This window comes from Vibrio ostreicida (assembly GCF_013074385.2).
Lineage (GTDB): Bacteria > Pseudomonadota > Gammaproteobacteria > Enterobacterales > Vibrionaceae > Vibrio > Vibrio ostreicida.
Map to the genome: position 1 here is coordinate 160609 of NZ_JABEYA020000008.1, position 22168 is coordinate 182776.

General features: G+C 46.6%; 20 protein-coding genes and 1 pseudogene. 9 read left to right on the plus strand and 12 right to left on the minus strand.

The window, feature by feature from the left end; all coding sequences use genetic code 11:
- Positions 1–66 precede the first annotated feature (66 nt).
- Both HLM86_RS13000 and HLM86_RS13005 read left to right on the plus strand, forming a co-directional pair.
- Positions 67–1050: a BsuBI/PstI family type II restriction endonuclease gene (locus HLM86_RS13000; RefSeq protein WP_170883789.1), complete on the plus strand. Its 984-nt coding sequence runs from the start codon at positions 67–69 to the stop codon at positions 1048–1050.
- A 59-nt stretch (positions 1051–1109) separates the two neighbouring features.
- Positions 1110–1433 (plus strand): annotated as a pseudogene (locus tag HLM86_RS13005) (tyrosine-type recombinase/integrase); the annotation flags it as partial.
- A gap of 112 nt (positions 1434–1545) precedes the next feature.
- Here the strand turns inward: HLM86_RS13005 and HLM86_RS13010 are convergent.
- The 5 genes from HLM86_RS13010 to HLM86_RS13030 form a co-directional block, all read right to left on the minus strand.
- Positions 1546–2589, minus strand: coding sequence for a GMP reductase (locus tag HLM86_RS13010; protein ID WP_170883790.1), 1044 nt, complete (start codon positions 2587–2589; stop codon positions 1546–1548).
- A 466-nt stretch (positions 2590–3055) separates the two neighbouring features.
- A complete protein-coding gene (locus HLM86_RS13015) occupies positions 3056–3496 on the minus strand; it encodes a hypothetical protein (RefSeq protein ID WP_076590571.1) in 441 nt (146 codons plus the stop codon).
- A complete protein-coding gene (locus HLM86_RS13020) occupies positions 3496–4500 on the minus strand; it encodes a response regulator (RefSeq protein ID WP_076590572.1) in 1005 nt (334 codons plus the stop codon). Before HLM86_RS13020 ends, HLM86_RS13015 begins: the two co-directional genes overlap by 1 nt.
- Before the next feature lie 174 nt (positions 4501–4674).
- On the minus strand, positions 4675–5802 hold the full coding sequence (locus tag HLM86_RS13025) for a response regulator (RefSeq protein WP_076590573.1): 1128 nt from the start codon (positions 5800–5802) through the stop codon (positions 4675–4677).
- 537 nt (positions 5803–6339) lie between these two features.
- Complete coding sequence (locus tag HLM86_RS13030; protein ID WP_076590574.1) at positions 6340–6801, minus strand: TetR family transcriptional regulator; 462 nt, start codon at positions 6799–6801, stop codon at positions 6340–6342.
- Positions 6802–7280: 479 nt separating this feature from the next.
- Between HLM86_RS13030 and HLM86_RS13035 the strand changes: the two genes are divergently transcribed.
- Positions 7281–7580 (plus strand): DUF406 family protein, encoded by a 300-nt coding sequence (locus HLM86_RS13035; protein ID WP_170883791.1) that lies wholly within the window; start codon positions 7281–7283, stop codon positions 7578–7580.
- A 152-nt stretch (positions 7581–7732) separates the two neighbouring features.
- Entirely contained in the window at positions 7733–8290 is a 558-nt protein-coding gene (locus HLM86_RS13040; RefSeq protein WP_390226260.1) for a leucine-rich repeat domain-containing protein, read from the plus strand.
- A 54-nt stretch (positions 8291–8344) separates the two neighbouring features.
- Here HLM86_RS13040 and HLM86_RS13045 read toward each other — a convergent pair whose 3' ends face one another.
- The gene (locus HLM86_RS13045; RefSeq protein ID WP_170883792.1) at positions 8345–9445 is read right to left on the minus strand and encodes a 1-acyl-sn-glycerol-3-phosphate acyltransferase; all 1101 of its coding nucleotides are present in this window, start codon (positions 9443–9445) and stop codon (positions 8345–8347) included.
- Between the two features lie 185 nt (positions 9446–9630).
- Here HLM86_RS13045 and HLM86_RS13050 point away from each other — a divergent pair, with 185 nt between their 5' ends.
- Entirely contained in the window at positions 9631–10233 is a 603-nt protein-coding gene (locus HLM86_RS13050; protein WP_170883793.1) for a cupin domain-containing protein, read from the plus strand.
- A 47-nt stretch (positions 10234–10280) separates the two neighbouring features.
- On the opposite strand, the gene HLM86_RS13055 is transcribed toward HLM86_RS13050, so the two are convergent.
- Positions 10281–11909 (minus strand): methyl-accepting chemotaxis protein, encoded by a 1629-nt coding sequence (locus tag HLM86_RS13055; RefSeq protein ID WP_170883794.1) that lies wholly within the window; start codon positions 11907–11909, stop codon positions 10281–10283.
- 390 nt (positions 11910–12299) lie between these two features.
- On the opposite strand from HLM86_RS13055, the gene HLM86_RS13060 reads away from it, so the two are divergent.
- Positions 12300–12947 carry a DsbA family oxidoreductase gene (locus tag HLM86_RS13060; protein ID WP_170883795.1) on the plus strand — a complete coding sequence of 216 codons (648 nt, stop codon included), beginning with the start codon at positions 12300–12302 and terminating at the stop codon, positions 12945–12947.
- Between the two features lie 2 nt (positions 12948–12949).
- Here the strand turns inward: HLM86_RS13060 and HLM86_RS13065 are convergent, their stop codons facing one another.
- Positions 12950–13864, minus strand: a complete 915-nt coding sequence (locus HLM86_RS13065; RefSeq protein WP_076590581.1) for a DUF808 domain-containing protein — start codon at positions 13862–13864, stop codon at positions 12950–12952.
- Positions 13865–14051: 187 nt separating this feature from the next.
- Between HLM86_RS13065 and HLM86_RS13070 the strand changes: the two genes are divergently transcribed.
- Positions 14052–14972: a M14 family metallopeptidase gene (locus HLM86_RS13070; protein ID WP_170883796.1), complete on the plus strand. Its 921-nt coding sequence runs from the start codon at positions 14052–14054 to the stop codon at positions 14970–14972.
- On the opposite strand, the gene HLM86_RS13075 is transcribed toward HLM86_RS13070, so the two are convergent.
- A complete protein-coding gene (locus HLM86_RS13075) occupies positions 14967–15755 on the minus strand; it encodes an AraC family transcriptional regulator (protein ID WP_076590583.1) in 789 nt (262 codons plus the stop codon). The two genes, HLM86_RS13070 and HLM86_RS13075, sit on opposite strands and share 6 nt — an antisense overlap.
- A 293-nt stretch (positions 15756–16048) precedes the next feature.
- Here HLM86_RS13075 and HLM86_RS13080 point away from each other — a divergent pair, with 293 nt between their 5' ends.
- Positions 16049–16813: a DeoR/GlpR family transcriptional regulator gene (locus tag HLM86_RS13080; protein WP_076590584.1), complete on the plus strand. Its 765-nt coding sequence runs from the start codon at positions 16049–16051 to the stop codon at positions 16811–16813.
- A 42-nt stretch (positions 16814–16855) separates the two neighbouring features.
- Here HLM86_RS13080 and HLM86_RS13085 read toward each other — a convergent pair whose 3' ends face one another.
- On the minus strand, positions 16856–18673 hold the full coding sequence (locus HLM86_RS13085; protein WP_076590585.1) for a hybrid-cluster NAD(P)-dependent oxidoreductase: 1818 nt from the start codon (positions 18671–18673) through the stop codon (positions 16856–16858).
- A 321-nt stretch (positions 18674–18994) separates the two neighbouring features.
- Here HLM86_RS13085 and pyrC point away from each other — a divergent pair, with 321 nt between their 5' ends.
- Positions 18995–20023 carry a dihydroorotase gene (gene pyrC, locus HLM86_RS13090; protein ID WP_076590586.1) on the plus strand — a complete coding sequence of 343 codons (1029 nt, stop codon included), beginning with the start codon at positions 18995–18997 and terminating at the stop codon, positions 20021–20023.
- Positions 20024–20070: 47 nt separating this feature from the next.
- On the opposite strand, the gene HLM86_RS13095 is transcribed toward pyrC, so the two are convergent.
- Both HLM86_RS13095 and HLM86_RS13100 read right to left on the minus strand, forming a co-directional pair.
- Complete coding sequence (locus HLM86_RS13095; protein WP_076590587.1) at positions 20071–21510, minus strand: PepSY-associated TM helix domain-containing protein; 1440 nt, start codon at positions 21508–21510, stop codon at positions 20071–20073.
- A 125-nt stretch (positions 21511–21635) separates the two neighbouring features.
- On the minus strand, positions 21636–21962 hold the full coding sequence (locus tag HLM86_RS13100; RefSeq protein WP_076590588.1) for a hypothetical protein: 327 nt from the start codon (positions 21960–21962) through the stop codon (positions 21636–21638).
- Positions 21963–22168: the final 206 nt, after the last annotated feature.

A 22168-nucleotide genomic window follows, 5' to 3' on the forward strand; every position in this document is an offset into this window, starting at 1 on the left:
GATAAAGGTTTAAGCAGTGATAGGATGGAATAATACGTTAGCCATCATCATAAGGCGCTGTTTAACATGACAAAAGCAGATAAAATCCAATTCGCAATCGATGTTTTAAAAGCTCTTGGGCTACCTCAAGCTCAACTAAATGAACGAACAGCGTTAACGCTATTATCTTTGGCGAGGCTCGGGCCTGACACCGATTACGAATTAGCTTCTGACTCTATGATGACTACTCGCGATATCATGGATTTTATTCGAGATGAGTACGAAGTTGTTTATGCGGCTAATACTCGTGAAACAATTAGACGTCAAAGCCTACACCAAATGGAGCAAGCTTCTCTAATTGAACGAAACCGTGATGACCCAAAACGTGCCACCAATTCCCCTAAAAATAATTACTCGTTAAACATTGAGATTACTCGCATCTTAGGCGCTGGAAGTGATGGTGATTGGAAAGAGCTAGTTGAAGAGTTCAATGAAAGTGTAACGCTATTATCAGAACAATATGCTCGCAAGCGAGAGATGCACCAAATACCAGTGACTCTTCCCGACGGTAAAGAATTGACTCTTTCCCCAGGTGCGCACAATCAGCTTCATGCCGATATCATTCATGAATTTTGCCCTCGTTTTGTTGGTGAGGGAGGTAGAGTTCTTTATATCGGTGACACTGCGAGCAGCCGTGGAAAAGAAGGTGGCAAGTTAATGCACCTTGAAACAGAGTATTTGCAATCTATTGGCGTTCCACCTATGTCGCACGACAAGCTACCAGATGTTGTGGTTTATGACGAGAAACGTAAGTGGTTGTTTCTAATCGAAGCAGTAACTAGCCACGGCCCTGTTAGCCCAAAACGATGGCAAGAATTAGAAGATGCATTAGCAGGTAGTCCAGTAGGCCGAGTATATGTCACTGCCTTCCCAGATCGCGCAGAATTTAGAAAGAACGCTGCAGATATTGCTTGGGAAACTGAAGTATGGATAGCTGAAAACCCTGAACACATGATCCATTTCAATGGTGATCGTTTCTTAGGGCCACACGCTCAAAGTCCAAAAAATTAGTACTATAGCGAGGACAGGCATAAGAAAACGGGCGAAACAAGATGCCTGTCCCTGTTAGTACTAAGAAAAACCGCTCTGTACCTATCTCTGAATCGCTTTACAACGAAATCTATAAACCAATATCAGGAAAGCTGTTTGAAGAGTGCTAAACGCCTTTCTGCTACATTCTGAAGAACAAACTCGGTGTTGAACTACCTTCTGGTCAAGCTTCGCATGTTTTGCGCCACACGTTCTCTAGCCACTTTATGATGAATGGCGGCAACATTCTGGTACTGCGAGATATCCTTGGCCACGCCGCTATCAGTATGACAATGCGCTATGCCCACTTCGCACCTGATCACCTATCTGAAGCAATTATCCATAACCCTCTTTCTAACCTGTAACCTGTCGTCACAAAATTGTTTGCTCGGCTGTCGCCACTTGCCAAATTTCAGGTAAAAAAAGAGCCACTCTAAAGTGGCTCAATTCTTAAATTTTAAACAAGTGTTTTAAACGTTACTCTTTACCGAATACGTTGTTCTCTTGCTCTTGTACGCGGATGAACGTTGTACGCTTGGTGAGTTCTTTAAGCTTTGCTGCGCCGACGTATGTACAGGTTGAACGCACACCACCTAGGATGTCTGAAATGGTGTCGTTGACATCACCACGGTAAGGCAATAATACGGTTTTACCTTCTGCTGCACGGTACTTAGCCACACCACCGGAGTGTTTGGCCATCGCTGACTCAGAAGACATGCCATAGAACTTCATGAACATTTCGCCGTCTTTTTCAATGACCTCACCACCAGATTGCGAGTGACCAGCGAGCATCCCACCAAGCATTACGAAATCAGCACCGCCACCAAAAGCTTTCGCAACATCTCCAGCACAAGCACAACCGCCATCACCAATGATCATACCACCAAGACCATGAGCTGCATCGGCACATTCAATAATGGCCGATAATTGTGGATAACCCACCCCCGTTTTGACTCTCGTGGTGCAAACAGAGCCAGGGCCAATACCCACTTTCACGATATCTGCACCCGCTAGGATAAGCTCTTCACACATATCACCGGTAACAACGTTACCCGCAGAAATTGTCTTGGTTGGGAATTCAGCACGAACACGCTCCACATACTCAACTAAGTGTTCAGAGTAACCATTGGCAATGTCTATACAGATAAACTCTAGCTCTTCACTTAAAGCGAGGATTTGTTTGGTTTTTTCAAAGTCGCGATCTGACGTCCCCGTGGAAACAAACACTTTATTCAATGTCTCTTTGTCCGCCCCTTTAACAAACTCAGCCCACTGTTCGACGGAGTAGTGCTTGTGCATCGCCGTCATCACTTCGTGCTTTGCTAGCTCATTCGCCATTTCAAAGCTTCCGACCGAGTCCATATTCGCCGCGATAACAGGGGTTCCTGACCATTGACGACCACTGTGCTTGAATGTAAAATCGCGGGTTAAATTTACTTGAGAACGGCTTTTTAGGGTTGATCGCTTCGGGCGAAACAGGACATCTTTGAAGCCTAACTTAAGTTCTTGTTCGATACGCATGGTGCATTTCCTTGATTCATTTAGACGATGTGTCGCTCGCAATGTGTGTTGTAAAACCGTTGGCAGACGGCGTTACATTTTGTTCGGACACAAAAAAACCGGAGCGTTGGCAGACGCTCCGGTTTTCAGCATTATAGGCTGTGATTTATTTCTCGCAAGACTGATATTTTGATTTTTTTTGTGATACCATTTTGTCATCCTGCAAACCCAAATCTCACCTTTGACTAAGTCGTATTTCAGTCTTTTAAAAACAATCACTTAGCAAGACACATCGCCATCTGACATCTCGGCGCAACCGTTTACTACTTCATTAAAGCAACCTTATCTTCACCCTTATGCGATGCACGCCCACCCAATGTCAAAATAAGTCCTCGCCAACGCGTCGCCAAACAGGCCTTTTGTACCCGCATTTTTAGCATTTCACTCTTTTGCCCGATGACTCATCATGGATATCGTCGTTAGCTCATTAGTGATTATCGATATAGACCAAAGCTTCTGACGTGGCGTCCTGAATCGACAAAAACAAAGAGCGAATTTCTCCCGTCGGCGTTCGCATCGGGTTGAGGGTAATATTCTGGTACATAAATTCAGCTTGCTGCGTCACAGGACGCACATTACGACATTTAAACAAGTAAGGGCGTTGCTGCCAGGTAATAAAGCTCCGACACCCTAAGTCATAGACAGGTTTGGTTTTGAGTTTAAACCACTCTTCAGGAATTTCACCAAACAGTTCAAAAATGGTTTTATCAATGGCGTCATGGGCCTGAACGCCGCTATGGTGAGTCATAAAACCATTCCAGACTTGAACTTTGTACTCCCGATTGATCACGATCAAGCCCAGATCAACATTCTGTACCATGTCCACCATCCAATGGAACTGCTCAAATTCAGCAGGAAGATTGACCATCAGAAGTCCTCCATTAAATACGATAACTTGTCGTCGAGCAAAGGCAGAGATTCGTCAACAAACATAAACAATAAATCACAACGTATCGAGGTCTGATCAATGTTGTAGCTGACTTCAAATGTCATGGTTTTCTTAAAGGAGCCGGTGGTTGATTTAACAATGGAATCAATCGAAATGTGTTGACCTAAAAGCACGGGCGAGCTTTGGAAGAACCTCACCTCAGATTGCTCTCCCAGCCCATTGAGAAAGGAGCCAACCAAAATATTCGACACATCCATTAACAGCTCAAGCTCCTCAAGCTCTTCACTGTCAGCCGGCACCTTCATTAATTTTTTAAGATCCGACACGCTGGAGTCACTGAGAAGCACCAGAGCTTCACCTGCCACCCCTTCACCACTGAATCCCTGACAGACTCCAGAGACCTGATCATTGTCGGCCAAATCACGCAATGCCATGTGTAACTCACTGACTTCAAAAATATTCACATTCGGCAAAGGTAAATGGACAAACACATCAAAGTGACGCGCCAGTGCGTCCGCTGCACGGCCGATTGAAACATTGGCCACTTCCATATAAATATCCCGGCGGCGCAGCACGGGTAAATCCAGCGTCACTGGTGTGATAATTTGTGGCTGAGTCGGACGCTCAACCAGCTCTTTGAGTACCGCATTAAGCGCGTCTTTGTCGATCGGTTTTTGAATAAAACCTTTTGCCCCGAGTGCCATTACTCGTTCTTTGGCCTTGGGTTGAATATCGCCGGACACCACTACCACCGGAATACCAATACCGCGTTTTCCGATTTCTTCCAACGTCCCAAAGCCGTCCAGTTCCGGCATGGTTAAATCAAGGAACATTAACTTAAATTCATTTTGCTCCAATTGTTCTAGAGCATCCAAGCCGTGAACAGCAAAAGTAATGTCTGCATTCAGAGAAGCAGGAACAGAACGGGCCATCTGCTTTCGCGCTAGTGCAGAGTCGTCACAAATAAGGACAGGAAAAGACATGCATACACCTTCTGCCGTTTTGTTAGTAATAATATCAGTATAACAGATAGTTAGGTAAACAGACCTGACAGCCCGCGAATGCTTCTATCTATTCGGACAACGCGAAGTGCCACTCCGTCCCATGAAATCGCTACCAACTCGTTAAACACACAATCCACCACCAAAAAGTGCAAGCTAGTCATCGCTTGCTCTCAATTCAAAAGTATCTACGTCAAACCCAGAATCTTTATACGTCATCGCAATGTCTTTGAACTGCTTTTCAATTCGTAAAAAAGCGTCGACAATCATGGGTTCAAAATGACTGCCAGCCCCATCAATAATTATGCCTCGTGCGCGTTCATGGGCGAATGCTGGCCTATAAACACGCTCAGAAATAAGCGCATCATAAACATCGACTACCGCCATCAAACGAGCACTGAGCGGGATATCAGTACCCGATAAGCCCTCTGGGTACCCGCTACCATCCCATTTCTCCTGATGACTGTAGACAATATCTTTGGCCGTAGTAAGAAAATCACTAGTAAAGTCTAGGGTTTCTTCAACTCTCATTAACACTTCTCGTCCAAGACGAGTATGGCATTTCATCTGGTCAAATTCGTCATCTGTCAGCTTGCCCGGCTTGAGCAATACGCTGTCTGGAATACGCACCTTGCCGATGTCATGCAAAGGCGCAGACTTATACAATATGTCGATAACACTCGGCGTCAAATCAGCCGAGTAATGTGGGCTACGCGCCAGTTCCTGCGCCAACGCCTTAATGTAATGTTGTGTACGACGAATATGGTTGCCCGTCTCGTTATCTCTCGTTTCAGCGAGCGATGCCATGGCCCCAATAGTGGCATCCTGCAACATTTCTAGCTCATGAGTTCGCTCCTTCACGCGACTCTCGAGGACATCATTCTGGTGGCTTAACTCATACATCGCACCTTTTAACCTAAGGTGGGTATTGATTCGCGAAATCAGAATCGGTGGACTCACTGGTTTGTGAATAAAGTCAACGGCACCAGCGGCAAACCCTTTCTGCTCGTCCTCTACCTGAGAATTAGATGTCATTAAGATTACTGGAATGTCCTGCGTTTTCGGATCAGACATCAAGCGCTCACAGACTTCATAGCCGTCCATGCCTGAAATCATGACATCCATTAAGACAATATCTGGTTTCACCTGCTGACATAGACTGATTGCCTGCACACCCCCAGTAACGACCAATACTTGGTGATGCGGCTTCAACAAGCCACTCAATAACACACGATTTTCAGCGTTGTCATCAACAACAAGTACACTGGTTGGATGGTCATTCATTCTCTCCTCCAAACACGATATCGATGTCTAACGGGTACAAAATTTCGGCTTTGTTTTGGCGACCCTGCTTACGTCAACATCCCAGTCGTAAATCGGCTTGCAACAGGCATCAAAAACGTCAGATTCTCATAAAGTATTGAGGTACAAATAATGCTCGTCAAGGTAATCCATGACGCTGGTGCCCATATCACGCCGCAAAAGGCCGAGCGTTACACTCACCGTAATACTGTGAACATCTAAAATCTCTTGCCGATTCAGAGGGGTGGATCGATTCAAGGCAATTTATAGGGCAAAAAAAAGTGGTGAAATATAGTCGAAAATTTCCTGCTTTAAAGCACGTTATTCAGGCAAAGACGTGCCTTGTCTGCGCGCTTTTTCAAAATTTCAGCAAGGGCAGGTAAACGAATTGCTTCTCAGTGACGAGCCTTGCAGTGCATGACGCATCAGCCCAGCCTCTCATCGGGAACTCGAAAAGCGGATTAAGTAAAAAAAGCCTTCCACAGGGAAGGCTCTAACTCTTCAAATGGTGCTGAATGATTACCGACTCATGCGAACCAATGAGCGACCAAACAACCATTCCAGTTCTTTACCACTATCGGCGCCGTATTGCTCTTGCGTGGTCTTGTACAAACGTTCAATCCCATTAGCGGCAAATTCATGAGTGCTTTTCGACGACACAACATGGTGGAACAATAACTTCAGAATGGCACGAAACTCGGCGTTATCCAGCGCCGTCATCCAACTGTCTGAAAACACTTGTAAGCTGTTGTCAAAATCCAAATGCTCAACAAACATTTTGAAGATGCGACCTTCTAACGCTCCAATAAAATCCGTTTTCTTTGGGAAATGATGACTAATGCCCGTTCTCGACACACCAGTTTGCTGGCTTAAAGTCGTGTAAGACATTTTATCGTAACCCAGTCGTAATAGTTGGTCGACGACGGCGTCCATAATCTTCTGAATTGTAATTTCAGTATCTTCTTTACTACGCTTTGGCATGTTAAGGTTCTTCTCTCTGTAAATCCATCTAACTCAAATATGTCGACATTGATGCCTGTTTGAGATCTTTTAGTACCACCGCTTTCGTGTAAGGAAGCCCCGCTCACTATGATCAATCACATAAAAATGTGAGGATAATCATGTTATGTAAGATAACTTTTACAAGTTTTCACCCAGTAGTAATTTATAAAATCAGCAAGCAATACCGTTTATTTATATAATTTGGCTCACGATAATCATATAAAATGTCCCTGCTTACAACTGACTGCGCCTTATCCTGACTTGTAGAATACAGGGTAATTAGCAACAACATGACTGACATCACATTATTTGACAGGTTTATCAATTCATTATGATTGGTACTCTATACGATATAATATAGCATATGCTTATATATTCATTTGTTGGCCGTGATATTGTGCTAGACCCTCATTGACTAACCCTATAAAATAACCACAGTTTTTATAGGAGAATCGATCATGGAAACAAAATCACAGCACACTGACCTTTCTGAGGCATGCGGTTGCACAGGAGAAATCGGTCTCATCATAAAAGAAAGGGATACGATCGCTCACGTCACTCTTGTTTCTAACGACACCAAGCTATATGACGAAGAGTTAACTCGTTATCTGACGCTTGCAAAGCAGATCTGCCCAGAGGTCAAATATCAAGTGACCACTGCGCAAGACATCAATGTTAAGCACTCTGCCCAATTTGAGTTCAACGTCACCGCAGAAAAATTAATTTTTGAGCTAAAAGCGCGATCGTTGAGCCTTTAAACTAGAAAAACGGACCCAGTGTCCGTTTTTTCTTTTTATTCTGACGCCAATATTGACCGAGTCAGGCCCCATCACTGATACTGGCAGTAAACCATCAATTGGGCATTTATATGAAGCGACTTCTGATCATGACCGTGCTGGCTTTGTCACCCATGTCCGCGTACACAGAGCCCTTAGGCCATTATCGTATTCTTAACCATCTTGACAACTACGGGAATCTGGATTTGCGCAATAAGCCCTATACGGAGCTGCCTGCAGGCTTGGTCATCAAAGGCAATCTTAATATCGCCAAAACCCAAATCAAAACACTCCCTCAGGGCATTGATATTCAAGGGAGTTTGGATGCCTCTAACAGCCAGCTAAAAAAAATATCGAAAGGCGTCGCTATCAAGGGGTTCGCCAACTTACTCGGTTCACAAATCGTCCGTTGGCCAGCGGGGATCAAACTTGGTGGTTACCTTAACCTGACCGACACTCCCCTAACGAAGTTGCCGCCACGATTCAAAGTGAAAGGCGACTTAAGTGTGATAAGAACCCCCTTGGAACAGTTGCCTGAAGGTATTGTTGTCGAAGGTGATTTGTATATAGGGGGTTCAAAACTCACTGAATTTCCCAATACCATGACCGTCAAAGGGAATATTTTTCTTGGTGGTAATCGTATATCGAAATGGCCGACCACGCTGGATTTGGGCGGAGCGGTCGCCCCTTAAACATCGATGAAAAAGGGAAACGATGCCCCGAGCATCTCCTTGTGCTAACCGCATTTAAGCTTGGTTTTTTACCGGATTAGCATAACTGTCTATCAGGTAAGGCCGCGCTTCCAATGGCAGGTTATCCAATTTATCAGAGAGCACATCTTTGACCTGCTGACTGACGTCTTGATTGCCCGCCGCCAGTTGATTAATAGGGAAAAGCTTGTAGTGATGATGGATCTGGCGATCCAGTTCCTCAGCTAAGGCTTCAGGCGTTTCAAAACTGTCTTTGATAACATCGCCAAACGCCACATGAACTCGCCCTTTATTGCCAATGATGCCCTGAACAATGCTGTCAATATCTTCAAACTCGCTCTTGTCGTAGCGACCATGAGTGGCTTTTTCATACAGTTCCAGTGCCTTAGCCGAATCGCACGGATCATTTTCATAGGAAATTGACACTGGCACAATTCTCAACGACTGTATGTAGTCCGAAAACGTGAGCTTTTGCTTACGACCCTCAACATGAAACATTTTCAAAATCGCTGGGTCGGTAAAATCATTGCCGTCTTTGGCACGCCCTTCTCTTTGAGCAATCCAAATAGAGTTGCCCGTATCAAGTGAATGTTTGATGTATCCCGACAAAATACCCAGAGATTTCATCATTTCACGCGGACCTTTAGAGGAGCGTTTCACAATAAAACTTTTGTTGAGCTTCATTAACTCGGTTGCGCAGGGCTTTTTAAGCAGATTATCGCCAATCGCAATACGCACAGTTTTATGCTCGCTTTGATGCAAGCCATAATTAACCAGTGCCGGGTCCATTGCAATATCTCTGTGATTTGAAACAAATAAGTAAGACGTTGTTTTGTCGAGCTTATCTAAGCCAGAATACGTCACCCCTTGAGTGGTCGTATTGAGGGTTTTTTCAAGGTACTTTTTCACTTCCAACTGAATCGCTTCAACAGAGTCGAGCTTGGCCCATTTCATTTTCAAATAGACTTTGACCATTGGGGACATGATCGCTTTAAACCATTTGGCATGATTTTCAAATCTATGTTGAAGAATAGCACTAATAAATTCTTCATCGTGAATCAAGCGGTTGATCGCCGCCGGTATTTCTTCGTCGCTATAAGGACGAATTTCAACAAAAGGGTCAGTTTTCGAAGTCATTTCTCAATACTTATGATAAAAATCTGCGACATTCTACGCTGACTCCAGCATAATCACAGCTATACTTATCTCAGAACAAGTCAGGTCAGACCAGATTTACTCTCGACTCTGGGAGCCAAGTTGGCTTTTTCCAAAATAAACGTTTATCTTATCGGCCTTTGGCTACCAAACAGACGACCCATTGCATGCATTACGCTATCTCGCATCACCACCACGAGTTTCAATACCTGACGATAACACCTCGCAAACGAAGCCTTAAGCATCAGCTTTTCCGCGTAGAGAAAGGTCTGGCACTCGTGAGGTTCGGGAAATCAGAATATGCGGTTGAGCCAAACCAAGCTGTCTGGATTCCGATTGACGCTTTATGCTCGGTGACCTACTTTCCACAAACCAGTGTTCAGAAAATTGAGGTATCCTGTCGCGTTCGCCTGACATTGCCCAAGCAAGGTGGTTACGTGAGACTCAATGAACTGTGCCATGCTTTGTTGAATCGTTTAAAAATGACTGACCATGATACTCAAGCTCAACAGCGCCTGTTGGCTGTCGTACAAACCGAGCTCACAACACTCAAGCCCCAATTAAAAGAAAGCCGCCTCACTCAGTTAATCAATCTATGGTCTCCCCATTGTGACAGCTCGATGCCCGCAGATCTTCAATTGGCGTTGACCTTTCGTGAAGCCCATAAACGCTTGCAATCCGGTGTCAAAAAAAAGCAAGTTATTGCCGACTTGTTTGATAACAATGAACGCTTATACACCCAAATAGAAAAAACGGTGTTAGGCAGGTAAGCAGCAGGCGCACCGTATTGAACTCATCGGCGCGCCATCACTGATGGTTAACTGACTTTAAAGAAAGACAGTTCTTGATTTTGCTTCTCCGCTAATGAGGCCAGTTCGTCGGCCGCTTGCTGAGTCTGATCCACCGCGCCAACATTTTCATTGACTAAATCAAACATGGTGGTTGTGCTTTGTGCAATCTCTTCGGTCACACTGTATTGTTCCTGAGAGGCTGTCGCAACTAAGGTGTTGATCCCCGAAATCACTTGAACAGAATTAGAAATATCATCAAACGACGCTTTGACATTGTCCGACAACTCTACTGATTCTCGAATCGATGCCACATTGGCAATCATATTGTCATTCGCTTTCTCAGACTGAGCTTGGAGTTTAGAGATGATTTCCTGAATGTTCTGTGTCGATTCTTGAGTCTTACCGGCTAGATTACGTACCTCGTCTGCGACCACAGCAAATCCCCGTCCTTGGTCCCCAGCCCGCGCGGCTTCTATCGCGGCGTTCAATGCCAGTAAATTGGTTTGTTCAGAAATAGAGCTGATCACATTAGTGACTTCACCAATGTTGACGGCGCTGTTCTTCAACTCTTCAATCATTCCCGCCGTTTCCTGAACAGAATCATTGATACTTTGGGTTAAAATGATCGATTTATCCAAGGCTTTGTTGCCCTGCTGAACATTATCAATTGCTTTCTTGGTTTCGTCTTCGGCCTGAACCGCATTCGACGAGACTTCTTTTGACGTACTCGACAACTGGCTTATTGCCGTTGAAATCCCTTCAACGCGTGCCAAAGCTTCTTGTGTATTATCCGCTGTGGTCTTCATCAATGTTTTAAGCTCTGCCGATGACGAGCTGGTATTATCTGAAGATTGGGTTAATTCATGGATAAGCTTAGACAGCTGTTCAATCGATTGATTGTACGTCTCTTTGATCTTAGAAAACTCATTTTTGGATGGTTCAAGCATGACAGGCTTCAAGACCCCATTGGCCAGTTGCTTAATCGCCATCGACATTTCGCTGATATTTTTCGCAAGTAGGCTATTGATCACCATTAAGAAAAGTCCAGTGATAATACAACTCACAATCGAAAGTAAAATGACATTTCTCACCGACGCCGCTAACGATGACTTCAGTGACTGATAGCGGGACTGAAGAAAATCTTCCTCTGCGGACAAAATCTCGTTAAAAATCAACCGCATGTCATCAACGTACTTTCTTCTGTCTTGCTTGATGAAACGCACCACTTCATCGTTACTTGCCGACGCTCTGAGCGCGATACCTTTATCGATTTCAACCTTGAGCCATTCAGAATAGAGAGTATTAATTTTTCTCAACCTCTGAGACTGTTCATTGGTCGGGTTTTTCGCGAAGACATCATAGAGCCCTTTAAAATCATTACTGACATTTCTAATTCCGATATTATAGGGCATCAATGCATCTTGGGATTGGGTTAACATATAGCCCCGAAACCCCGTTTCTATATTTAGAATCTGTTCCAAAAGAGAGTTTATCGAGTCTTTAATTCCATAAGTCTTACTTACTTGTTCTTGATTTATTGTGACATTTTTGTTGGATTGACTAGCCAGTAACGCGACAGAGGTAAATCCCAACACGATCACACCAAGAGCAATAAATACCAGCATTTTCGTTGGGAATTTTTGTAACGCATTCATAATACACTTCCTGACACAAACTGAGTGATTTAAATATTAGACGATAGTTTCCGTATTAGAAAGGAGATTACATTAATATCAAACACGCAACCTCGGCCTTCTTTTTCGAACTATTAGCCATGGATTAATAGGAACATTTTTCGTCATTATCCCCATATTGTTGAGCGTCGCAGCCTCAAACGTACTGACCAGAAATTCGATTTAATTCATTTATCCAACCGTCTAAAACCCTGGTTACCGTAGATCGCTACGGCAATAAAAACGTGCAATTTTGTTGGTCGTTGACGGCGGATACAATCCAACCTTTGTCCGACAGAGAATTTGAACTCAAGGTGAATCTGGTCCATTCTCTGCCATAGAGTGCCATTCCGGCACATAAGGCTAAAAATCATGAAAACGGTACGTATCGATATTGTATCTGACGTTGTTTGCCCTTGGTGTATTATCGGGTACAAACACTTAGAAAATGCTTTAGAAGCACTTTCCGATAGGGTAAATGTCCAAATTCACTGGCACCCCTTTGAGCTTAACCCCGCCATGTCAGGCCAAGGGGAAAATCTCAGGGAACATTTGGCTGAAAAATATGGCGTTTCCGGCGAAGCCAGCATCTTAGCGCGTCAAACCCTCATCGATATGGGCAAAGAGCTCGGATTTGAGTTTAACTTCAGAGATGAAACCAAAATCTATAATACGCGCAAAGCGCACCAGCTTTTGCTTTGGGCTCAAAGCCAAAACTTAAAGCTGCCGCTTGAACTGGCGTTATTTCGCGCTTATTTTACCGATGGGCAAGACGTCAGCGACCCAGACGTCTTACTCGATATCGCTGAATCTTTCGACCTCGACAGGCAAACCTGCCAAGCGGTTTTGGACAACGTCAGTTGGGAAGAGACCGTCGCATCAACGGAGCGCCAATGGTTGGAAACAGGAATCAATGCCGTGCCGGCTATCATCATCGAACGTAAGCATCTGATCTCAGGCGCCCAAACCAGCGAGCTGTTGGTGGAAGCAATCGAAGATATTGCCAAATCACTAAAATGACCTTAAGTCATCGGTGAAAGGCGCTGGCGTAGCTTGGACAAGACGCCCCAGACCATCACTGTCAATAAACCCGATATCACCCCTATCGCACCATGGATCATCGTCGGCATCAATACCGAAATCAGGCTTAAATGGATAAAATGATCAGTTAACAACGTCACCCAGTGATGAAGCATCGACACATTGTGCACAATGATCCCACCCCCGACCAGAAACATCGCCGCGGTTCCTACTACGGTGAGAAATTTCATCAATTTTGGCGCAAACACAATCAACCCTTGGCCAAGTTTGGCACGGACACCTCGACCACCAGAGATGCGGTTAAGGTAAAAACCAAGATCATCCAATTTGACAATGCCAGCCACCAAACCATACACACCGATAGTCATCAGCACCGCAATAAGACTCACAACGATCACCTGAGTCATCAGAGAATGCCCTTGAACCGTACCCAGCGCTATCACAATAATTTCAGCTGAAAGAATAAAATCGGTTCGGATCGCCCCAGCCACCTTAATCCGTTCGTACTCTTCAATGGAGCCAGACGGTAAATCCTGATCCTCTTGCGCCTCTGGCGTCGGATGAAGGCATCGTTCAACCAACTTTTCTGCACCTTCAAAACACAAAAAAAGCCCACCAATCAGTAATAGAGGCATGATAAGCCAAGGAATGAACGAACTGATCAGCAAAGCGGCTGGCACCAAAAGACATTTATTACGAAATGACCCTTTGGCCACACTCCAGACAACTGGCAGTTCACGCTCCGCCGCCACACCGGAGACCTGCTGAGCATTGAGCGCCAGATCATCCCCTAACACCCCTGCGGTTTTTTTCGCCGCCACTTTGGACATCAAAGCGACGTCATCTAACACGGTCGCGATATCATCCAACAAGGTTAATAAACTTGCACCGGCCATCTTTTTTCACTCATAGACACTGTCACAATGTAACCAAATGTAACACCAGTCAGCCAAGACTTAAACTGAATTTGTGTCACGGTCAGCCCAGTGACCAAGATGCCCAATTGATCACAGAGATGGGGATTGATTCGACTTCGCCAGACACTTATGCTGTGACTCATCCATTCTATACAAGGACAAGTTGATGCCTGTTTCCCCTCCTTACTCTATCGGCACCACGGGTCAACCATGGCAAAGTGCGGAACGACAAGCATGGTGGCAAATGAACACCAAAAAGCGAGATTATCAACACGAGGTCATCACTGAGATTATGGCCTTAACGTCTCGATTTGATGTCGAGCAATATGGCGAACTCAGCTATCCGCCAGCACATTACCCGCTGTGGTGCATCAAAAGCCCATCATGGGATAAACGCAAGCCTATCGTGCTCATCACAGGTGGGGTTCATGGTTATGAGACCAGTGGCGTTCATGGCGCGCTGGCGTTCGCCGCCACAAAAATGGCCCACTATAGTGACCACTTTAATCTGGTTGTGGCGCCTTGTGTCAGCCCTTGGGGCTATGAAACCATTAATCGCTGGAACCCTCTCGCCATCGACCCTAACCGATCGTTTTATGCCAACAGCCCCAGTCAGGAGTCTGCCAACCTAATGGCCTTGGTTGCCTCCATCGGCCAGCAGATACTGGTCCATATTGATCTGCATGAGACAACCGATAGCGATGAAAGTGAGTTTCGCCCCGCGTTGGCCGCCCGTGACGGTATGGCTTTCCAGCCCGGAGAGATCCCTGATGGTTTCTACACCGTCGGCAATAGCGAGAACCCACAGCCACAGTTTCAAGCTGCAGTGATCAACGCCGTACGTTCGGTCACCCATATAGCGCCCGCTGACAAGCAGGGAGAAATTATCGGCTCTACCGTGGTTCAAGATGGGGTGATTAACTACCCTATGGCGGAACTTGGTTTATGTGGCGGCATAACGAACTGCACCTACACTACCACCACAGAAGTTTACCCCGATAGCCCAACCGTGACCGAGCAGGAATGCAATCTGGCTCAGGTGGCTGCCATTTGCGGCGGGCTCGATTTCGTGATCACTCAGTTATAGGTGGGTGTTTTTGAAGTGCTCCGGTGTCCGGCCGGCGTACTTTTTGAACATGGTGATAAATGGGCTGGCTTGTCGATAACCCAAGGTCAAAGCCACTTGTTTCACCGATAGCCCACCACGCAACAGATCTAGTGCATGCAGATATCTGACTCTCAAACGCCACTCAGTAAAACTCATGCCCAATTCAGCCTGACAATACCTCGCGAGCGTACGCTCGGTGGTATGAACTCTCGCCGACCATTCGCCAAGACTGGTATTATCAAGCGGGTTTTCCTCAATCGCCGTTAGGATCCCAGCCAAATATTTATGGTTTGTGAAGGGCAAAAAATGAGGTTGTGCATCCGGTATGGCCAATTGGTCAAGCAGGACCTGAATAAGCCGTTGGTCTTGTTTCGACACCGCGACATCAATCTTTCTGTGACGAAAATCTGCGATAATAGCCGCCGTGATGGCCGTAATTTTGAGTAAGCTCGTCCCTTCAGGGAACCCCTGAGTGAGTGCTGGAGCAATATTGAGTGAGCAATAAGACAGAGGCTTGCGATTGTAACTGGTATGCTCGACACCGGCGGGGACCCAAATCGCAAGATGTGGAGGCGCTAAAAAGCGGGTGCCTTGCGCTTCCATCTCCAAAATTCCACCACTGATTAACTGGACCTGTCCCCACGGATGGCTGTGAACACGCGTCTCTGTATTGGGCAAAAACGCGTCAAAGTTCATAAACACGTCCGATGGTGCGTGTTCAATCGGCAGTGACGGATGTAGGTGCTTGGCAGACTTTCTCAATGAAGACGTCCTGTCGCAGTGTCTTTTTATCGATACCTATTAATATACAGACTCAATCACAACTCGGCTACTGTCGTGAGACGATGGCAGGACACGCATCGCGCACCGTTCAGGCTCTCAGTAAACCACCTCCGCTCAACAATTCAGCCCTCTCAAGCCACTGATTCAAAGCCTAAGTTATTGTGAAGGCTTTCTTAAAACTCAAGCATAACCAGCGCTTTCACGCATAAACCATTGCTTTGCCCTCAGCAAACCGTAAAATTGAGCTCTCCATACAGACGAGGACTTTGTGAGTGAAAGCCATCAAGCGTCACCAAGAAATTATCGAACTGGTTCAGACTCAGGGCTTTGTGAGTACCGATGAGTTAGTCGAGCGTTTTAATGTCAGCCCTCAAACCATTCGTCGAGATCTCAATGAACTCGCCGATGAAGACAAGATTCGTCGCAGCCATGGGGGCGCCACCATTCCCTCTAGCTCTGAAAACTCTTCTTATCAGGCACGCCAGATCTCCTATCAAAAGGAAAAGGGGCAGATCGCACTAGAATTGGTTAAACACATCCCAGATGGCGCAACCTTGTTTATCGATATTGGTACAACGCCTGAAGCCGTCGCTAAAGCGTTACTTAGCCGTCACCAAAATCTTCGTATTGTCACCAACAATATTAATGTGGCGACCATCCTGATGTCGAAACCCGACTTTAAAGTGATTCTGGCTGGAGGTGAAGTACGCGGTAAAGACGGCGGCGTCACGGGAGAAGCGACCTTGGACTTCATCTCTCAATTTCGGCTCGATTTTGGGATATTAGGGATTTCTGGTGTCGACTATGACGGCTCACTGTTAGATTTCGACTACCATGAGGTGCGGGTCAAACGGGAAATCATTGAAAACAGTCGCTCGGTCCTGCTGGGCGTCGATCACAGCAAATTTGGCAGAAATGCAATGGTTAAGCTCGGCACCGTTGCCGATGTTGATTTGATCATTACCGACAGAAAACCGCCAAAAAGCATTGAGTCTTACGCCAAAGATCATGACACACTGGTTCAGGTGGTCAAGTAAGCTAAGCCCTCTGCCCTTAACCCGTTCAGAGGGCACAGCGCATCAGTTAACCACGTCCAGATCCGTCTCGGGCACGCAACAACAGGCCAGTACTACGCCGAGATGACGCTCATGATCCTGTAAGCCAGGGACATCGGGCTGGTTTACCTTGCCAGATTCAAGTGTAACCTTACAAGCACCGCACAACCCCGCACGGCAACTGTGAGCAATGGCGATGCCGGCATCCTCGGCTTGATCAAGCAACGGACTTTGGTTGTTGCCCGAAAAGACTTGGCCATTGACGCTTATCTGAAGTGATTGAAATTCTGGTTGACTGATTTTAGCTACCCCAAACGCTTCTTGATGATAGCGACTCTCCGGCAGGCCCTGTCTGATCAATAAGTCTTTCGCTTGCTGCATAAAACCGTCAGGGCCGCAGACAAACACCTGACGCTGCTCGACATTTTCAACTTGCTTCAGATGCGCATAGGAAAAACGCCCTTTTAAACCGAACCAGTCGATTGGCGGTTGCGATAAGGCAATCAGAACACGTAGGCGTGGATGCTGACGTTTGAAGTTATCAAGCTCCTGCTGGCAGGGTATGTCTTCTACACTACGACACTGGTGATAAAAGACCACATCGTCCACTTGGTCGTGATCGCTAAGATACCTAAGCATTGAAAGCATAGGAGTCACCCCACTGCCCGCAGACAACAATAGAATCGACTTTTTCGAACGATCGCCTAAATGAAAATCCCCTTGAGGCGCTTCACACGTCACCACATCACCGACATTCAAATGATCATGAAGCCAATGCGAGATCCTGCCACCCTCGATACGTTTTACCGATATGGCCAGACGATCTGGGCGAGATGGGCTTGAGGATAATGTATAACGACGAGTAAATCGCTGCCCTTGGATCTCAACGGAGATGGGGAGATGCTGACCGGGTTGGTAGCGAGGTGTTTCACTGAGCTCAGGTTCAAACCAAAACGTGACAAAATCACGAGCAATTTGCTCTCGCTCAACACACGTCAGATCAAAACGCTTAGGGGATCGGTCGGGATACGATTCTTTTTGCTTAAATTCAAGCACCTCAAGGGGATCACCCTGCCTGATCAGACCCTCATTTTTTGCGACAAGATTTTGACCGAAAAAGACCCCACCACGATCATTAGCGCGAAACTGCGAGAGAGTATTGAGCGGCTCCTTACTCGCACGAAACTCACCTGTCGACACATCAACCGTGGTAAGAATGCAACGTTCGCAAGGTTTGACGGCCTCAAACTCTACCTCACCGATGCGAATGCGTTTCCAGCTGTCTTCTTCAAAAGGTTGCTCGGTTGCAACAACAAGGTTGGCACGAAACTGATCCATAGAGTGCCGTTCAGGACTGCGCCGGTTAAGCTCGTTCAATGATCCCTCACCAATCAATAACATCGGGTAGCCATCGGCGAAACTGACGTTTCCTCCGACTTTTTGGCGCACGCGGTTCGATTGTTCACCACAAAACAACAACTCCACACGCTGCGCCAATAATTCACTGAACCAGTCGTCTGCTTCATCAGTCGTCGTGTAGGCTTCAAAGTTATCTTTCCAGACCTGTGCGGGCGATGGCTGCATCTTGAATTCCGCGTATCTCAGACGCAACGGTGTTTTGCCCTTGGCAACAAAGATCAACCCGTCGGGCGTCAGGCTCGACTGGACCTGAACCATATGCGGGTGCTTACGCGCCGTCACCATAGCACCGTCTGACATCGCTAGCATAAAGCGCCGATCAAACATCAGGCCCTGTTTTTCAACCCAAGACGATGACTGAGCAATCCCACCGATGGATTTAACCGGATAAACATTGATTTGAGAGAGAATGGGTGGTGACATTATTTTCCCTGAGCATAAATGGTTTTGCTTGGATTATACCTGACTTGACCCACGAATGTTCAACAAAGCCTCCCATCAGAACACAAAATCCTACTCTAGACCGACACTGCTAAGGCGGAAGGCTGTGCTGTATCGGTTGAGGTAAAAAGCAGTGGCCCAAATCATCGTGGTTCTGGTCATCTCCCTTGTTTTAGACAAAAAGGAGATGCATTGCTTCCCACTTTGCTCTATCATCCTGTCGCCTAAGCGTAAGCGTTTGCCTTCACAATTTTCGCTTCGCTTAGGCTCCAATCAGACAACTCAAATTATGGTGGGAGCACAATGACAACACTGACGATCACTCGTCCTGACGACTGGCACGTTCATCTTCGTGATGGTGAGGTTCTTAAAGATACCGTCCGCGATATTAGTCGCTACAATGGCCGCGCGCTTATCATGCCCAATACTGTTCCACCAGTAACCGATACCGAGATGGCACTCGCTTACCGTGATCGCATCATGGCTCAGCAGCCCAACCCGTCATTTGAACCGTTGATGGCACTTTACCTGACCGACAACACAACCCCACAACAGATTCGACAGGCCAAAGCATCAGGCGCAGTCGTCGCTGCGAAGCTCTATCCAGCGGGGGCGACCACCAACTCGGATTCCGGGGTGACTTGTGCCAAAAATATTTATCCGGTCCTGAAAACCATGCAAGAGGTCGGGATGCTCCTGCTGGTTCATGGCGAAATCACCCAACACGATGTCGACATCTTCGATCGTGAAAAAGTGTTCCTCGACTCAGTCTTAGCCCCCATCGTCGAGGACTTCCCTAATCTTAAGATTGTGCTCGAACATATCACAACCAGTGAAGCGGTGCAGTTTGTTCGCAACGCCAACGACAACGTAGCAGCAACAATCACCGCCCATCATTTACTCTACAATCGTAACCACATGCTGGTCGGTGGGATAAAGCCTCACTTTTATTGTTTACCTATCCTCAAACGTAATTCTCATCAACAAGCGTTGATTGAAGCGGCCACCAGCGGTAGCAAGAAGTTTTTCCTAGGCACAGACTCCGCGCCTCACGCTAAAGGGATGAAAGAAGCCGCCTGTGGTTGCGCTGGCTCATACACCGCGCACGCCGCTCTGGAGTTGTATGCCGAGGTGTTTGATAACGTGGGTAAACTGGACAAGCTTGAAGCTTTTGCCAGCCACAACGGTCCCGACTTTTATGGTCTAGCGAGAAATGAAGACACGGTCACACTAATCAAACACGCTTGGCCTGTTGCCGAGACGATGCCATTTGGTCACGACATAGTGGTGCCGATACGGGCAGGCGAGATGATCGAATGGCGCGTAACATAACGCCAATCTCTATACTGGGCTGACCTCGGTCAGCCCGGTAACCGGAGTTATTCCTTATGTCTAAACACCCACCAATCAACCGCGCCAAATACTACGATCGCGGCTGCCGCCAGCGGAAAACACAGCGCAATCACTAATAGCGTCCCCACTCCCACCTTCCACAGCCCATCCTGAGCAAATCGCGGCGGGATCCCCATGCGCGTTTTACCCGATGGACGGCGAATCCACCACATCAGTAAACCAAGCAATGAAATCGCGATAAACGCAAGGCAAAACAGGGTATTCGCTATCTTGTTCAATAAACTCAAATCCCCCTGATGCAAAGACACTCCTGCCGCCATCAGCTGGGCAAGCCTCGTATAGTCTTGCCAAGTAACCTCAAGCACTGCCTCTCCGGTATACTGATCAAGGTGGGTCGTCCTATCCAATCGAGGGTCGGTCACCTGACCGGCCATTGAATTCGCCGCCAAGGTGTATACCCCGCTTTCAGACTGAGGTAAATACAGGGTATATCGGTCAAAACCAAGCTGGTGAGCTTGTCCGACAATACGATCGATACCAACCTGCTGGTTCGCTTTATAGGGGGAATGAGTCACACTGGTTTGCTCAGCACCACCGTGAACATGGACTTGAGATTGCGGCATCGCCGCTTGTTCAAGATTCCACGGTATGGTCTCTTCGCTGCCCGTATTGAGGCTTGCATGTGTCACGACCGACTCTGGTTTTTCACCCCAGGTGTAATAAGTGGGAAAAGTATTCCATGCCTGCACCAGCTGGCTACCCCAAACGCCTGTCCAAGCTAAACCAGAAATGACAAAAAACAACATCACGAGTGACAAACAGCCCCCCAAGTTAGCATGCAGATCACGCATCATAATCCGTCTGCCGGATGCAAAGCGCACCCTCAAAAAACCGGCTCGGCTTGCCTTATCTCTTGGCAACCATAGAAAAAGCCCGCTCACCAGCAGTAATATCGTCAAACTAGCAGAGATCTCAATGAAATGATCACCCCATGATCCCAGCAGTAATGTACCATGAATCTGATTGGCCCATTGATACCAACTGTGGCTTCGGTTAATTTGGCCTAACACCTCCCCAGTGTATGGGTTTACGGTGACAAACACCGACTGTCCTGATGCCAATTTGACACTGAACTTGTTGGCTATTTCGGGTGATGTCGCGGGCAAGTACTGCGTCACCTGTGCCAATGGATACGCCGCCTCAACTTGATGTAATTGTTGGGACACTGGAACGGATTGCTGAGCTGGCGTAATGACCAGCACCTCCTGATAGCGAATGTGTTCAATCTCTTGATCAAACAGCATCACTAAACCGGTGAGACTCAACATCAACATAAAGGGAATCACATAAAGGCCGGCATAGAAATGCCATCGCCATACCATAAAATAACGTGCTTTTTGGGTGTCTTTGTCACGATGAAGACCTGCTAGGTCTTGTGGTGACGTCCGTGTTTGGTCGCCCAACATTTTGCTTCCTTATTGATTACGCGCAGCAAAGATACCCACCCCAACTATCGGGTGTTAAACATAAGCGTACCTTTGCTAAATATTGCTTTAATAGCCAGACAAACGCCTGACAATCTTAGAATGATCTATCCAAGACTCAATCGAGGAGGCGCGCGGACGATGGCCCATTGATAGCGAGTGTTTAACGCCAAAAAAGCGTAACTATCAACTGGGGCAAAGGAACATAAGGTCAAGACAACGGGGGTGAGAAAGCCATCCTGATGAAAAGAAGAATAATGAGCAAAGGGGCAGGGTTTACTATGACTGGGATTGGGTGTCCCCTCCTCGATTTGGACCAGCTCGAAACCATTCAACGTACATAGCGTCGCCCAAACACCCGCGTTGGCGCCATATGCGTTGATCACTGGCATTAGACTTACCAGCAGCCAGCTCACCATACTGGCACACAACATCAAGCAATTAAAGGTGGAACGGGACAAGGAGGAGGTTCTCAGTATCGGGCTTGAACATAAACGAGTGAGCGGACCACGATGGCAATCGTCTGCCAACCGAAACTTAGCCATATCAAACGCAGCAAAGTAGAAACAATATCATCACCTTTTTTTACAAGAATCACAATCGGCCAGCCCCCAGATCTTTGCATCATCTGTGACATTAT

What these genes read in the sequence shown, in the direction of transcription:
- HLM86_RS13070 (WP_170883796.1), top strand. Translation starts at nt 14,052, where the DNA reads ATGCCTGTTTCCCCTCCTTACTCTATCGGCACCACGGGTCAACCATGG.
- HLM86_RS13000 (WP_170883789.1), top strand. Translation starts at nt 67, where the DNA reads ATGACAAAAGCAGATAAAATCCAATTCGCAATCGATGTTTTAAAAGCT.
- HLM86_RS13060 (WP_170883795.1), top strand. Translation starts at nt 12,300, where the DNA reads ATGAAAACGGTACGTATCGATATTGTATCTGACGTTGTTTGCCCTTGG.
- HLM86_RS13065 (WP_076590581.1), bottom strand. Translation starts at nt 13,864, where the DNA reads ATGGCCGGTGCAAGTTTATTAACCTTGTTGGATGATATCGCGACCGTG.
- pyrC (WP_076590586.1), top strand. Translation starts at nt 18,995, where the DNA reads ATGACAACACTGACGATCACTCGTCCTGACGACTGGCACGTTCATCTT.
- HLM86_RS13015 (WP_076590571.1), bottom strand. Translation starts at nt 3,496, where the DNA reads ATGGTCAATCTTCCTGCTGAATTTGAGCAGTTCCATTGGATGGTGGAC.
- HLM86_RS13010 (WP_170883790.1), bottom strand. Translation starts at nt 2,589, where the DNA reads ATGCGTATCGAACAAGAACTTAAGTTAGGCTTCAAAGATGTCCTGTTT.
- HLM86_RS13025 (WP_076590573.1), bottom strand. Translation starts at nt 5,802, where the DNA reads ATGAATGACCATCCAACCAGTGTACTTGTTGTTGATGACAACGCTGAA.
- HLM86_RS13100 (WP_076590588.1), bottom strand. Translation starts at nt 21,962, where the DNA reads ATGTTGTGTGCCAGTATGGTGAGCTGGCTGCTGGTAAGTCTAATGCCA.
- HLM86_RS13040 (WP_390226260.1), top strand. Translation starts at nt 7,733, where the DNA reads ATGTCCGCGTACACAGAGCCCTTAGGCCATTATCGTATTCTTAACCAT.
- HLM86_RS13095 (WP_076590587.1), bottom strand. Translation starts at nt 21,510, where the DNA reads ATGTTGGGCGACCAAACACGGACGTCACCACAAGACCTAGCAGGTCTT.
- HLM86_RS13035 (WP_170883791.1), top strand. Translation starts at nt 7,281, where the DNA reads ATGGAAACAAAATCACAGCACACTGACCTTTCTGAGGCATGCGGTTGC.
- HLM86_RS13020 (WP_076590572.1), bottom strand. Translation starts at nt 4,500, where the DNA reads ATGTCTTTTCCTGTCCTTATTTGTGACGACTCTGCACTAGCGCGAAAG.
- HLM86_RS13085 (WP_076590585.1), bottom strand. Translation starts at nt 18,673, where the DNA reads ATGTCACCACCCATTCTCTCTCAAATCAATGTTTATCCGGTTAAATCC.
- HLM86_RS13050 (WP_170883793.1), top strand. Translation starts at nt 9,631, where the DNA reads ATGCATTACGCTATCTCGCATCACCACCACGAGTTTCAATACCTGACG.
- HLM86_RS13030 (WP_076590574.1), bottom strand. Translation starts at nt 6,801, where the DNA reads ATGCCAAAGCGTAGTAAAGAAGATACTGAAATTACAATTCAGAAGATT.
- HLM86_RS13055 (WP_170883794.1), bottom strand. Translation starts at nt 11,909, where the DNA reads ATGAATGCGTTACAAAAATTCCCAACGAAAATGCTGGTATTTATTGCT.
- HLM86_RS13045 (WP_170883792.1), bottom strand. Translation starts at nt 9,445, where the DNA reads ATGACTTCGAAAACTGACCCTTTTGTTGAAATTCGTCCTTATAGCGAC.